This is a genomic window from Lentzea sp. NPDC036955 (genome assembly GCF_055608005.1).
The window spans coordinates 116856-129342 of record NZ_JBVJRC010000005.1 but is presented as its reverse complement, the minus strand read 5'-3'; the positions used below and the strand labels follow the sequence as shown (position 1 = coordinate 129342).

Genomic DNA, 12487 nt, shown 5'->3' with positions numbered 1-12487 from the left:
GGGGCATGGACACACCGAGTGAACAACCGGCACGCCGAACGGCCGCAGCCCGGCGACATCGTCACCGGGCTGGGGGATTGCGGCTGATCGTGCGAACTCAGCCCAACGCTGTGGCCTGGACTACTGCACCAGACCGCGCCGGAAGCCGTGCGCCACCGCCTGCGCGCGGTCGCGGACGCCCAGCTTGCGGAACAAGCGGCGGGCGTGCGTCTTGACCGTGTCCTCCGACAGGTAGAGCTCGCGGCCGATCTGACCGTTGCTCTTGCCCTGGCTCATGCCGCGCAGCACCTGGAGCTCGCGCTCCGTGAGCTGCACGCCGGGGTCGGAGGGCTGGCGCGGTGCCGGTACGGAGGTGCTGGCGAGCGTGTGCGCGAGGGCTGCCACAAGCTCGGGGCGCGACGCGTCCCACCTCAGGTAGCCGCGGGCGCCACCGGCGATCGCGGCGGCGATGCTGCCCGCGTCGTCGGGGGCTCCGAACACGATGACGTTTGCCTGCGGGTTCGCGGAGACGAGCCGACGGGTTGCTTCCACCCCGGTCGGGACGGCGCGCTGGGTTCCCACCAGTACGACGTCGACCGGCTGCCTGGAAAAGCGAGCCAACAACTCGTCACCGTGCGCTACGCAGTCGATGCGGCTGACCCCGGGGACAGCCGACATCACGCGGGTGAGACCCTCACGCACACTGCGCCGGTCGTCGCAAATAAGGACCGTGGTCACGGGGACTCCTTTCCTGCAGCCGAGTGACGTTCCATATCCCCTATCGGACGCTGATGGCCCGACCTTGACACGATCCGGTGCTTAATCCGTCAAGAAGTTCGTCTGAGGGTCTGCATTCGGGGGTTCCCCGGAACGGAGCAGCCCGGTCGGCACCCAGGGGGACTCGAGGGCGACCCGACGGCTGACTGGATCAGCTCTGCGTAACACGCAGCTCAGAGCCTCCGTCGCCCGGTCGATGGCGGTTGCGCCCACCGTGGGGGCATGGTCTGCCAGCACCAGAGCGCTCGGCCAGATCAACGGTTGGAGCCCGCCCACGACGCTGTGATTTAGGTCACACTCGACCAGTTCAACCCCTCTGGCCGTGCCCTCGGGCGTCCCCGACACGATCAACGAGGTGCCCAGCACGAGGGCCGACTTCACGGTGTGGCGGACGGCTCCTGCCCTCGTCGCCACGCCGTGCGCCTCCTCGGCCGGTGCCACCGCGGCCCCGGCGTTCCCGGAGGCCAGCTCGACCTCCGCCCTCACCCAGCCGAACCGCACCGCGCTCCGCCAGGACGGGGTCCGCCCGACGCGGGCGAGCAGCCGGCGCGACTCGTGCGTCCGCCCGGCACCGATCGCGTCGGCGGCGAGCCCGAGCAGTGCGTCGGTGCGGGCCCCGGCGGCGTCCACCCCGTCCGGGTCGCCGGCGTCGTCGCCCCGCACGTGGGCGAGCGCCCGGCCGTCCAGGCCGCGGGCGAGGTGGTGCGCGCCGAGCTGGCGGTGGTGCGAGGCGCGGGTCGACAGGGCGAGCGAGGCGACGACCGGGTCGGGGTCGTGCCGCAGCGCGTCGAGGGCGGTCGCCGCGGCGGCGTAGTGCCCCTGCCCGCCGAGCACGACGGCGGCGAGCCAGCGCACCCGAGCGCTCGGCGCACCCAGCGCGGCCCAGACGTCGTCGCCCGGCGCGGCACCGAAAGCAGCCCGGCGCAGCGCGTCTTCTCCGGAGTTCACGAACAGGCAGTGTGCCGTCAGGTGACGGCGGCCTCGACCGCGGCCGCCGCGTCACCCAGGTCGTCGACCCGCTCGGCCGGCGTCGGCACCATCCCCCGCCGCCAGCCCGGCCCGCCGACGAACACCCGCACCTGCTGCCGGGTCCGCGGGACCGCCGCCAGCACTCCCGGATCGGCGTACCTGGGCAGCTGCGCCCACAGCACCACCGCCGACGGCGCGGTCCGCCGCACCGCCGCGGCCAGCGCGTCCGCCGGCAACGCCGCCCCGAGCAGCCGGACGACGATCCCGCGCTGCGCCAGCTCGGCCGCCAACGGGTAGAGCGGCAGGTTGTGCCGTTCCTCCGGCATGCACGCGAGCAGCACGGGCCGGTGGTTGCGCCCGAGGGTGACGAGCGGTGTCGCGCGGACGAACGAGGCGAGCACGCACTCGTTCAGCAGGTGCTCGACCTCCACGCCGGCACCCGACAGCTCCCACCGCGCGGAGACGGCGGCCAGCACCGGCCGCACGACCTCGTTCCACGTCGCGACCACGCCCTCGGAGGCGAGCGAGTCGGCCAGCACCTCCTGCACGGCGATCGAGTCCATGGCGAGCGCCGCACGACCGAGCCCGCGGGCGAGCCGGGAGGCACCCGGCAACTTCAGACCGCGGCCACCGGTGGGTGCGGCGGGCACCTCACCGTGCGTCATCGACGCCTTCGAGTCGAGCGCGAACCGGGCGGCTTCGGCCGACGAGGCGCCACGCAGGAGCGCGCGCTGCATCAGCTCAAGGCGGGCCACGTCACGCGGTCCGTACTTGCGGTGCCGTCCGACCGTGTGGCCGCTCGGCCCGAGTCCGTAGCGCCGGTCCCAGGTGCGCAGCGTCGCGGGTGCCACCCCGAGCCGCCTGGCCACCGCGGCCACGGACAGGAGGGGTTCACCCGTGTGACCACCGGCAGATCTGTGCTCCGGCTGGATCATCACGGCAAACATGTTCCGTTCACCTCTTCCGGGTGGCAACTCCGGGCGGTGAGTGATCGAACACGCGTGCTGTCACCCATCAGTTGATAAGGGTCTTCTGCCTCTTGAACAAGTATTGACGCGGTTCTACGGTGGATCTTCGTTAAGCCGAATGGAGCAGTCGTCACGGAGGCGGTCTCGATGGCGGACACCCGAAGGCTCCCCGGTCCCAACGCAGACCTGTGGGACTGGCAGATGCGCGGTTCGTGCCGGGGCATGGACAGCGCGTTCTTCTTCCACCCCGACGGTGAACGGGGTCCGGCGAGATCTCGCCGGGAGGCCCGGGCCAAGGCCGTCTGCCTCGCCTGCCCGGTGCTGGAGATGTGCCGCAGGCACGCGCTCGCGGTCCAGGAACCCTACGGAATCTGGGGCGGGCTCTCGGAGTCGGAACGCGACCACATCATCAAGGCGAGAAAACGCCAGCTGGCAATCGTCTGACCGGGTCGCCCTCTCCCCGTCGCTCTGCTGGCTTCAAGGGGGCGCGGGGTGGTGGACGAGAAGAACCGGGGCGGCACCACGTGAGTGGTGCCGCCCCGGTTCTCGTTCCAGCTCAGAGATCGCGGTCCCGACGGAAGCGGGAGCGGCGACTCAGTGGCCGTGCCCGTGGCCGTGGCCGTGACCGGCAGCGGCCGGCTCCTCCGCCTTCTTCTCCACGATGGCGCTCTCGGTCGTGAGCACCATGCGGGCGATGGAGGCGGCGTTCGCCACGGCGGAGCGGGTGACCTTGACCGGGTCGATGATGCCCTGCTCCAGCAGGTCGCCGTACTCCAGCGAGGCGGCGTTGATGCCGAAGCCCCACTCGCCCTCGCGGACCTTGTTCACCACGACGGCACCTTCGAGGCCGGCGTTCGAGGCGATCCAGAACAGCGGCGCGGACAGGGCCTTCGCGACGAGCGCGACACCCGTGGCCTCGTCACCGGTCAGGCCGAGACCGCCGTCGAGCACCTTGGCGCCGTGCACGAGAGCGGAGCCACCGCCGGGGACGATGCCCTCCTCGACCGCGGCCTTGGTAGCGGCGACCGCGTCCTCGATGCGGTGCTTGCGCTCCTTCAGCTCGGTCTCGGTGGCGGCGCCGACCTTGATCACGGCGATGCCGCCGGAGAGCTTCGCGAGGCGCTCCTGGAGCTTCTCACGGTCCCAGTCGGAGTCCGTGGCCTCGATCTCGCGGCGCAGCTGCTCCGCGCGGCCGGCGATGTCGGCCTTGGTGCCGCCGCCGTCCACGATCGTGGTGTCGTCCTTGGTCACGACGACGCGGCGGGCGGAACCCAGCTGGTCGAGCGTGGTCTCGGACAGCTTCAGGCCGATCTCCGAGGAGATCACCTCGCCGCCGGTGACGACCGCGAGGTCGTCCAGGAACGCCTTGCGGCGGTCACCGAAGAACGGCGCCTTCACGGCGACGACCTTCAGGGTCTTGCGGACGGCGTTGACCACCAGGGTGGACAGGGCCTCGCCCTCGACGTCCTCGGCGATGATCAGCAGCGGCTTGCCGGACTCCGCGACCTTCTCGAGGATCGGGAGGACGTCGGCCAGCGCCGAGATCTTCTCGCGGTGCAGCAGGATGCGGACGTCCTCGTAGACGGCCTCCTGCGCTTCGAGGTCGGTCGAGAAGTGCGTCGACACGTAACCCTTGTCGAACTGCACGCCCTCGGTGATCGCGAGCTCGGTCGCCAGCGTCGAGGACTCCTCGACGGTGATGACGCCGTCCTCGCCGACCCGCTCGATGGCCTCGCCGAGCAGCGCGCCGATCGAGGTGTCCCGCGAGGAGACGGTGCCGACCTGGGCGATGTTGTCGCGGCCCTTGACCGGGGTGGCCTTGCCCTTGAGCGCGTCCACGACGGCGTCGGCGGCGGCCTGGATGCCACGGCCGAGCGCGGTCGGGTTCGCACCCGCGGCGATGTTGCGCAGGCCTTCCTTGACCAGCGCCTGCGCCAGCACGGTGGCGGTGGTGGTGCCGTCACCCGCGACGTCGTTGGTCTTGGTGGCGACCGACTTGGCGAGCTGCGCGCCGAGGTTCTCGAACGCGTCGTCCAGCTCGATCTCACGGGCGATGGTCACACCGTCGTTGGTGACCGTCGGGCCACCGAACTTCTTGTCGAGCACGACGTGGCGCCCGCGCGGGCCAAGGGTGACCTTGACGGTGTCCGCGAGCTTGTTGACGCCGCGCTCGAGTGCCCGACGAGCGTCCTCGTCGAAGCTGATCTGCTTGGGCATTGCCTAAAGCCTCTCTGGTAGCGAAACGCCCCGGAAGCCCCGGAGTGGGGCGCCGGGGCGTCAGGCATGACAGCCGAGCGTCTTAGTTGACGACGGCCAGCACGTCGCGGGCGGAGAGGATCAGGTACTCCTCGCCGTTGTACTTGACCTCGGTGCCGCCGTACTTCGAGTAGATGACGACGTCGCCGACAGCGACGTCCAGCGGGACGCGGTTGCCCTTGTCGTCGATGCGGCCGGGGCCCACCGCGAGGACCTTGCCCTCCTGGGGCTTCTCCTTCGCGGTGTCCGGGATCACGAGGCCGGAGGCAGTGGTCGTCTCGGCCTCGGAGGCCTGAACGACGATCTTGTCCTCGAGCGGCTTGATGTTCACGCTCACCGGGATGACCTCCACGGGTCGTTGGCAGGTTCGAATAAACGGCTCCTGCCACCCCGCCGTCGCGGGGGTCGGGGCGGTGCTGGTGCCGTGCAGTTGGCACTCTACCCATGAGAGTGCCAACGCTTCAACGAGGGTCCCGAACCGCTCACCCGGTGGGAGCCGTGTTCAGGCCATGGTCACGTTCTCGCGCCGCACGCTGCTGCTCTCCGGAGTGGCCGGCGTCACAGCGTTCTCGGTCGCGGGGTCCGCCCGCCGCTCCGACCCTTTCACACTGGGCGTGGCCTCGGGGGACCCGACACCCGACGGGGTGGTGCTGTGGACCCGGTTGGCCGTCGAACCGCTCGCGGAGGACGGCCTGGGAGGCATGCCGGCGCGTCCGGTGGAGGTCCGGTGGCAGGTCGCCGAGGACGAGCGGTTCACCCGAACCGTGCAGCACGGCTCCACCACGGCTCGACCGGAGCGGGCGCACAGCGTCCACGTGGAGCTCGCCGGGCTGGCGCCCGGCCGCGAGTACTTCTACCGCTTCAAGGCCCTCAACCACCTCTCCCGGACCGGCCGCACCCGCACGGCGCCCGCGCCCGGTTCCCTGCGGGTGCCGCTGACGATGGCCTTCGCCTCGTGCGCGCAGTACGAGCACGGCTACTTCACGGCGTACCGGCGGCTGGCCGAGGACGAACCCGACCTGGTCCTGCACCTCGGCGACTACACCTACGAGTACGAGGCGGGCGTCCACGTCGCCCCGAGCGGCAACGTCCGGCACGTCGAGGGCCCGACGACCACCACGCTCGCGGACTACCGGCGGCGGCAGGCGCAGTACAAGGCCGACCCGGACCTCCAGGCAGCGCACGCCGCGGCGCCGTGGAGCGTCGTCTGGGACGACCACGAGATCGACAACAACTGGGCGGGCCTGGCGCCGGACCGGCCGCAGCCGGACTTCCCCGCGCGCAGGGCCGCGGCCTTCCAGGCCTACTACGAGAACATGCCCCTGCGCAGGTCGCCGCGGCTGTACCGGCGGATCGGCTGGGGTGCGCTCGCCACGTTCCACCTGCTCGACACCCGCCAGTACCGGACCGACCAGGCCTGCGGGGACGGCCTGCAGCTCTGCCCGGAGCGGCTGGCGCCCGAGCGCACCATGCTCGGCGCCGAGCAGGAGGACTGGCTGTTCGCCGGGCTGCGGGGGTCGCGGGCGCGGTGGGACGTGCTCGGCCAGCAGGTGTTCTTCTCGCAGTACGACTACGTCCCCGGCGAGGTCGACGAGTTCCTGCTGGACGCCTGGGACGGCTACGTGGCCGACCGGGACCGGGTGGTGGCGCGGTTCGCGGACGTGCGGAACCCGGTCGTGCTGACCGGGGACGTGCACGCGGCGTGGGCCGCGGAGGTCAAACAGCGCTGGGACGACCCGTCGTCGCGGGCACTCGCGACCGAGCTGGTGACCACGTCGATCACGGCCGGCGGTGACGGGTCGGAGGAGTACGCCGAGACGCCGTCGTGGCTGCGCGAGAACCCGCACGTGAAGTACTTCAACAACCGCCGCGGCTACACGATCGCCAGGTTCACGCCCGAGGAGCTGCGCGCGGACTTCCGCGGCCTCGACCACGTGACGAGGCCCGGCTCCCCGGTCACCACCAGGGCGTCGTTCGCCGTGGAGGACCGCAGGCCGGGCCTGCACCGGCTGTGATCAGAGGATCTGGACCGAGTTGACCGGCAGGCCGGGGTTGGTCGAGAGGTCCATCGACGACGGCTTGGCGCCCGCCGCCACCAGGTGCGCGCCGAGAGCGGCGATCATCGCGCCGTTGTCGGTGCACAGCCGCGGCCTCGGCACGCGCAGCTCGATGCCCGCCTCCGCGCAGCGCTCGGCGGCCAGGCCGCTCAGCCGCGAGTTCGCCGCGACACCGCCGGAGATGACCAGCGTGTCGACGCCGAGGTCCTTGGCGGCGCGGATGGCCTTGGCGGTCAGCACGTCCGCGACGGCCTCCTGGAACGACGCGGCGACGTCGGCCAGCGGGATCTCCTCGCCGGCGCTCTCGGCGCGTTCGACCCAGCGGGCGACCGCGGTCTTCAGACCGGAGAACGAGAAGTCGTACTTCGCGTCGCGCGGACCGGTGAGACCGCGCGGGAACGCGATCGCGCAGCCGTTGCCCTGCTTGGCGAGCTTGTCGATGGGCGGGCCGCCGGGGTAGGGCAGGTCGAGCAGCCGCGCGACCTTGTCGTAGGCCTCGCCGGCGGCGTCGTCCACGGTGGAGCCGATCTCGGTGATCGAGCCGGCCAGGCCGCCCTCGACGAGCAGCAACTGCGAGTGGCCGCCGGAGACCAGCAGCGCGAGGCAGCGCTGTGGCAACGGGCCGTGCTGCAGCGTGTCCGCGGCGACGTGGCCGGCGAGGTGGTTCACCCCGTAGAGCGGCTTGCCGAGCGCGGCGGCGTAGGCCTTCGCGGCGGACACGCCGACCAGCAGCGCCCCGGCGAGACCGGGACCCGCGGTGACGGCGATCGAGTGGAGCTGGGAGAGCTCGACCCGCGCGGTGTCGAGCGCCCGGCGCAGGGTCGGCACCAGCGCTTCGAGGTGGGCGCGCGAGGCGACCTCCGGCACGACGCCGCCGAAGCGGGCGTGCTCCTCGACGCTGGAGGCGACCTCGTCGGCGAGCAGCTCGAGCGAGCCGTCCTGGCCGAGCCGGACGATGCCGAAGCCCGTCTCGTCGCAGGAGCTCTCGATGCCGAGAATGAGTCGGTCAGACACTTTTCGCGGGCCTTCCCATCGTGTACGCGTCGGCACCCGACGGCTGGTAGTAGCGGCGGCGCAAGCCGAGGTGCTCGAAGCCGTGCGCGAGGTAGAGGGCGATCGCGGGCTCGTTGTCCGTGCGGACCTCGAGGAACACCGGCACGTCGATCTCGTCGACGCGGGCGAGGAGGTCGCGCAGCAGCATCTTGCCGACGCCCCTGCCCTGCCAGGGCCGGGCGACGGCGATGGTGTGCACGCTCGCCTCGTACGCCGACGCGGCGAGCCCCGCGTACCCGATCAGCTCGCCGTCGCAGTACGCGCCCCGGTAGTAGTTGCCGCGGTCGAGCTCGCTGTGGAACGCGGTCTCGCTCCACGGGTCCTCGCCGGGGAACAGGTCCAGCTCGATCTCGTGGCACCGCGGCACGTCGGCGTGCTGCAACGGCCCGAGTGTGACGGTGCCGGTGGTCATGCCCTGGTCACCCGCTTGCGGCCGGTGGGCTCGACCGCGTCCGGGCGGCGCAGGTAGAGCGGGGTGAGCGCGGCGGGACGGGCCTTCGCGAGCACCTCGGCGGCCGCGGCGGCGACCAGCCCCTCCGGCGACGGGTGCTTCGCCTGGAGCAGCTCCAGGCCGAGGACGTCGGCGTAGAGCTCCGCACCCTCACCGGTCGCCTGGTGCACGCCCAGCGCGGGCAGCTTCTCCGCGAGGTCCTGCGGGCGCTCCACGTGCGGCCCGTCGGTGCGGCGACCGGCGGCGTCGTAGGCGGCCCAGTAGACCTCCCTGCGGCGCGCGTCCGTGGCGACCAGCAGCGGGTGCCCGCTGGCGGCGTCCTTGGCGATCGCGTCCGTGGTGGCCACCGGGTAGACCGGGCGGTTGAGCGCCTGCCCGAGCGCCGCGGCGGTGGCGAGACCGACCCGCAGCCCGGTGAACGGGCCGGGACCCGCGCCGACGACGATCGCGTCCAGGTCGGAGTACGCCTTGCCGGCCTCGTCGAGCGCGGCGGAGATGTGGGGGGTGAGCAGCTCGCCGTGCGCCTTGGCGTTGAGCGTCACCCGCTTCGCGAGCAGGCGCGGCGGGGAGTCGGGCGCGAGCTCGACCACACCGGCGGTGACTGCGGGGGTGGCCGTGTCGACGGCGAGCACTAGCACGATTGTCCAGGGTAGTACGAGGTCGTGTCGGTCATCCGGTTGCCTCTTCCGGTCAACCGCCGGAGGCGATTCGGCCGGAAGCGGCGGCCGGGTGGCCGACTTCTCGACGACCTCGTCGCCGTCTGCGGAGCAGCGGCAATCGAACACGTGTGGCCGCCCACAGTTCCCATGCGTCCTCAAGGTGCCGGCAGCGCCCTCTAGTACGCCGAGCAACAAGACGGCGAGCTGTCCTGAGGGGACGGACGGCGGGATGGCCGGCGGGCTCGGTCCGGCCATCCCGCCGAGCTGGTGGCGCTCAGCCGGTGGAGCAGGCCGACGAGTGGTCGATCGTGAAGATCTCCAGCGGGCCGTTCCACCGCCACGGCGCGGCGCACGCGTCGTCCAGGACGCTGACGGCGTCGTCACCGGCGGTGCGGACGTCGGTGCATGTGGCATAGCCGGGTGCGTGGCCCTCGTGCAGCAGCGCGGCCGGGCCGTTCCACAGCCACGGGGCTGCGCAGAAGTTGTCCGCGACGCGGATGCCGCCGGCGCGGCTGTGCTCACCGGCGGAGGCGGGCGCTCCCGCGGCGAGGAGGGCACCGCCGACGACGGCGGTCGCGAGGAGCGACTTGTTGATCATGGTAGGTCCATCGGCGCCGGCCGTTCCGCCCTTGACGGGTGTCACCCCATCCGCTGGACGGCGTCACACCGGGAGGGGACGACCCGTCCACCCGCCGTGCGGGACGAGCTGCGCCGTGCGAACGTCGTCGGTTCCGCGTTCGAGGCGGATCAGCAGGTGGTCCTCGCTCAGCCGTTCCGCGAGGCCCTCGCCCCACTCGACGGCGACCACGGCGTCGACCAGGTCGGTGTCCAGGTCGAGGTCGTCCAGCTCGTCCAGGTGGCCACCGAGCCGGTACGCGTCGACGTGCACCAGCCGCACGCCCCTGCCGCCCTCGGCGGGCTCGTGGACGCGGGCCACGACGAACGTCGGCGACGACACCCGGCCCTGCACGCCGAGGCCGCGGGCCAGACCGCGCACGAGCGCCGTCTTCCCCGCTCCCAGCGGGCCGGCCAGCAGCAGCAGGTCGCCCGCGCGGACGAGCTCGCCCAGCCTGCGGCCGAACTCCTCGGTGTCGGTCACCAGGGGCAGTTCGACGGTCTTCACGCTCGACGCCACCACTTCTCCTGATTTCCTCCGCGGTCGGCCGCGCACCGCTCGATCAGCGCGACCAGGTGGTCGTTGACCAGGTCAGCCTGCTCCATCATCACCATGTGCCCGGCACCGGGGGCACGGACGAGCGTGGCGTGCGGCATCTCCTCGGCCATCCGCTCTGCGTGCGAGAACGGCGTGAGCTTGTCCGCGTCCCCGCTCAGGATCAGCACCTCGCAGTGCCGCAGACCGGCCAGCGCCTTGTAGCGGTCGTGCGTGCCGAGGGTCTCCAGGAACTCGGTGAGCACCTTCACCGTGGTCCCGCCGATCATCTGGTCCATCAGGTCCACGAGCGACGGCGCCACCTTGCGGTCGCCGAACGCCAGCGTGCGGATGCCGCTCCAGGTCAGGCTCTTCGCGCTCTTGCGCACCCACTCGACGAGGCCCGGCTGCACGCCCGCGAGCCGGCCGACGCCGAGCGTCACCGGGTTGTAGCGCGACAGCACGGACTTCGGCAGGCCCGCGCCGCCGACGGCACCGGCGGCCGTGCCGATCAACGCGACGCCGCGGACCCGTTCCTCGAAGAGCTCAGGGTGCTTCTCGGCCAGCGCCATGATCGTCATGCCGCCCATGGAGTGGCCGACGAGCACCAGCGGCCCGTCCGGCACGACCGCGCGGACCACCGCGTCGAGGTCGAGCGCGAGCTGGTCGATCGTGCTGCCCTCCGCCGACGACCGGCCGGACCGGCCGTGGCTGCGCTGGTCGTAGAGCACCTGGTGCACGCGCGGGTCCAGCAGTTCGGCGAGGTCGCGGCGCTGGAAGTGGAAGCAGCGGCGGTCGAGCGCGAAACCGTGCACGAGCACGACGGCGATGTCCGGTTCGCCCCCGTCTGCGGGGTCGACCTCCTCGACGGAGAGCGGCACGCCGTCGTCGGCGGCGACCGTCGACTCGCGGTCGGGCCGCAGCAGGCCCAGCTGTTCGTCGGCGAGGCCGTCGGACGCGGTCTTGCGCTCGTGCGACACCTTCGCGGTCTGCGCGACGGCGGCACCGGCGACGGCGGCACCGAGCGCGCCACCGACCCAGCCGACGACCTTCCACACCGGTCTCACGTGTAGATCCTCCGCACCCGCGGCCGGTACATCCCGCAGACGATCTCGTAGTCGATCGTCCCGGTCAGCTCCGCCCACTCCCTCGCCGTCGGCTCGCCCCGGCTCCCGTCGCCGAACAGGACGACCTCGGCACCCTCGCGCACCTCGTCGTCCCCGCAGCTCACCACGACCTGGTCCATGCAGACCCGGCCGACCACCGGGCGGCGCTTCCCGTCCAGGAGCACCTCCATCCGGCCGGAGAGCGCCCTCGGGACACCGTCCGCGTACCCCGCGGGCACCAGTGCCAGCGTCGTGTCCTCCCGCGCGGTCCACGTCATCCCGTAGGAGACCGACTCACCGGCGGGGATGCGTTTCGTGAGCGCCACGTGCGAGCGGTAGCTCATGACCGGCCGCAGGTCGTGGTCGGTCGGCACCGGGTTCAGGCCGTAGATCGCGATGCCGGGCCGGACCAGGTCGAAGTGCAGGTCGGGCCGGGTCAGCAGGGCCGCGGAGTTCGCGATGTGCCGCAGCGGGTCGAGGCCGTGCGCGCGCGCCACCTCGTAGGCGTCGTCGAACCGCTTGGCCTGCAGGTCGATGGACGGGTCGCCGATCTCGTCGGCGGAGGCGAGGTGCGACCAGACGGCGACCACGTCGTGGTGGCGGGCGGCCTGGACCAGCTCCGGCCAGTCGCGCGGCTGGCAGCCGTTGCGGCTCAGGCCGGTGTCGATCTTGAGGTGGAGCCGCGGCCGGGCGTCGGCCTCCTCGGCGGCCTGCTCGACCCGGCGCAGGTCGGACAGGGAGGCGACGGACAGGTCGACGTCGGCGGCGATACCGGCGGCCAGGTCCTCGTCCGGTGCGTCCAGCCAGGCGAGGATCGGCGCCTGGATGCCGGCGCTGCGCAGCGCGAGGGCTTCCTGCGTGGAGCACGAACCGAGCCAGGTCGCACCGGCTTCGAGCGCGGCCCTGGCGACCTCCACCGCGCCGTGCCCGTACCCGTCGGCCTTCACGACGGCCATGGTCTGGGCGGCAGGGGCGAGGCCGGCGAGCAGCGCGACGTTGTGCCGCAGCGCGCCGAGGTCGACGACTACTTCTGAACGGGCCATAACCCGGTCATCGTTCCAC

At 72.2% G+C, this 12487-nt stretch carries 14 protein-coding genes; 2 read left to right on the top strand and 12 right to left on the bottom strand.

Annotated features, from left to right (window positions below):
- Positions 1 to 120 precede the first annotated feature (120 nt).
- The 3 genes from ACZ7CF_RS17855 to ACZ7CF_RS17845 all read right to left on the bottom strand — a co-directional run bounded on the left by ACZ7CF_RS17855 (position 121) and on the right by ACZ7CF_RS17845 (position 2672).
- Positions 121 to 717, bottom strand: coding sequence for a response regulator transcription factor (locus ACZ7CF_RS17855; protein WP_030471988.1), 597 nt, complete (start codon positions 715 to 717; stop codon positions 121 to 123).
- Positions 718 to 798: 81 nt separating this feature from the next.
- Positions 799 to 1704, bottom strand: a complete 906-nt coding sequence (locus tag ACZ7CF_RS17850; protein ID WP_470370039.1) for a hypothetical protein — start codon at positions 1702 to 1704, stop codon at positions 799 to 801.
- Between the two features lie 17 nt (positions 1705 to 1721).
- Positions 1722 to 2672: a MerR family transcriptional regulator gene (locus tag ACZ7CF_RS17845; RefSeq protein WP_360395806.1), complete on the bottom strand. Its 951-nt coding sequence runs from the start codon at positions 2670 to 2672 to the stop codon at positions 1722 to 1724.
- A gap of 168 nt (positions 2673 to 2840) precedes the next feature.
- Between ACZ7CF_RS17845 and ACZ7CF_RS17840 the strand changes: the two genes are divergently transcribed.
- On the top strand, positions 2841 to 3137 hold the full coding sequence (locus ACZ7CF_RS17840; protein WP_086663892.1) for a WhiB family transcriptional regulator: 297 nt from the start codon (positions 2841 to 2843) through the stop codon (positions 3135 to 3137).
- Between the two features lie 150 nt (positions 3138 to 3287).
- Here ACZ7CF_RS17840 and groL read toward each other — a convergent pair whose 3' ends face one another.
- Both groL and groES read right to left on the bottom strand, forming a co-directional pair.
- Complete coding sequence (gene groL / locus ACZ7CF_RS17835; RefSeq protein ID WP_360395804.1) at positions 3288 to 4910, bottom strand: chaperonin GroEL; 1623 nt, start codon at positions 4908 to 4910, stop codon at positions 3288 to 3290.
- Between the two features lie 82 nt (positions 4911 to 4992).
- Positions 4993 to 5286 carry a co-chaperone GroES gene (gene groES, locus ACZ7CF_RS17830; protein WP_030478362.1) on the bottom strand — a complete coding sequence of 98 codons (294 nt, stop codon included), beginning with the start codon at positions 5284 to 5286 and terminating at the stop codon, positions 4993 to 4995.
- A 172-nt stretch (positions 5287 to 5458) separates the two neighbouring features.
- Between groES and ACZ7CF_RS17825 the strand changes: the two genes are divergently transcribed.
- Complete coding sequence (locus ACZ7CF_RS17825) at positions 5459 to 6964, top strand: alkaline phosphatase D family protein (protein WP_470370038.1); 1506 nt, start codon at positions 5459 to 5461, stop codon at positions 6962 to 6964.
- Here the strand turns inward: ACZ7CF_RS17825 and tsaD are convergent, their stop codons facing one another.
- The 7 genes from tsaD to alr form a co-directional block, all read right to left on the bottom strand.
- Positions 6965 to 8020, bottom strand: a complete 1056-nt coding sequence (gene tsaD / locus ACZ7CF_RS17820) for a tRNA (adenosine(37)-N6)-threonylcarbamoyltransferase complex transferase subunit TsaD (RefSeq protein ID WP_470370037.1) — start codon at positions 8018 to 8020, stop codon at positions 6965 to 6967.
- Entirely contained in the window at positions 8013 to 8471 is a 459-nt protein-coding gene (rimI, locus tag ACZ7CF_RS17815) for a ribosomal protein S18-alanine N-acetyltransferase (protein WP_360395798.1), read from the bottom strand. The genes tsaD and rimI overlap by 8 nt, the downstream gene beginning before the upstream one ends.
- Complete coding sequence (tsaB, locus tag ACZ7CF_RS17810) at positions 8468 to 9148, bottom strand: tRNA (adenosine(37)-N6)-threonylcarbamoyltransferase complex dimerization subunit type 1 TsaB (protein ID WP_360395797.1); 681 nt, start codon at positions 9146 to 9148, stop codon at positions 8468 to 8470. Before tsaB ends, rimI begins: the two co-directional genes overlap by 4 nt.
- A gap of 295 nt (positions 9149 to 9443) precedes the next feature.
- Positions 9444 to 9767 carry a hypothetical protein gene (locus tag ACZ7CF_RS17805; RefSeq protein WP_360395796.1) on the bottom strand — a complete coding sequence of 108 codons (324 nt, stop codon included), beginning with the start codon at positions 9765 to 9767 and terminating at the stop codon, positions 9444 to 9446.
- A 63-nt stretch (positions 9768 to 9830) separates the two neighbouring features.
- A complete protein-coding gene (tsaE, locus tag ACZ7CF_RS17800; protein WP_360395795.1) occupies positions 9831 to 10292 on the bottom strand; it encodes a tRNA (adenosine(37)-N6)-threonylcarbamoyltransferase complex ATPase subunit type 1 TsaE in 462 nt (153 codons plus the stop codon).
- Entirely contained in the window at positions 10289 to 11386 is a 1098-nt protein-coding gene (locus tag ACZ7CF_RS17795) for an alpha/beta fold hydrolase (RefSeq protein WP_360395793.1), read from the bottom strand. The genes tsaE and ACZ7CF_RS17795 overlap by 4 nt, the downstream gene beginning before the upstream one ends.
- Entirely contained in the window at positions 11383 to 12468 is a 1086-nt protein-coding gene (gene alr, locus ACZ7CF_RS17790; protein ID WP_360395791.1) for an alanine racemase, read from the bottom strand. Before alr ends, ACZ7CF_RS17795 begins: the two co-directional genes overlap by 4 nt.
- Between the last annotated feature and the right edge of the window lie 19 nt (positions 12469 to 12487).

Bases quoted from the DNA above. Each gene is read 5' to 3' on its own strand.
- ACZ7CF_RS17845 (WP_360395806.1), bottom strand. From the start codon at position 2,672: ATGTTTGCCGTGATGATCCAGCCGGAGCACAGATCTGCCGGTGGTCAC.
- ACZ7CF_RS17840 (WP_086663892.1), top strand. From the start codon at position 2,841: ATGGCGGACACCCGAAGGCTCCCCGGTCCCAACGCAGACCTGTGGGAC.
- groL (WP_360395804.1), bottom strand. From the start codon at position 4,910: ATGCCCAAGCAGATCAGCTTCGACGAGGACGCTCGTCGGGCACTCGAG.
- ACZ7CF_RS17825 (WP_470370038.1), top strand. From the start codon at position 5,459: ATGGTCACGTTCTCGCGCCGCACGCTGCTGCTCTCCGGAGTGGCCGGC.
- rimI (WP_360395798.1), bottom strand. From the start codon at position 8,471: ATGACCACCGGCACCGTCACACTCGGGCCGTTGCAGCACGCCGACGTG.
- ACZ7CF_RS17805 (WP_360395796.1), bottom strand. From the start codon at position 9,767: ATGATCAACAAGTCGCTCCTCGCGACCGCCGTCGTCGGCGGTGCCCTC.
- alr (WP_360395791.1), bottom strand. From the start codon at position 12,468: ATGGCCCGTTCAGAAGTAGTCGTCGACCTCGGCGCGCTGCGGCACAAC.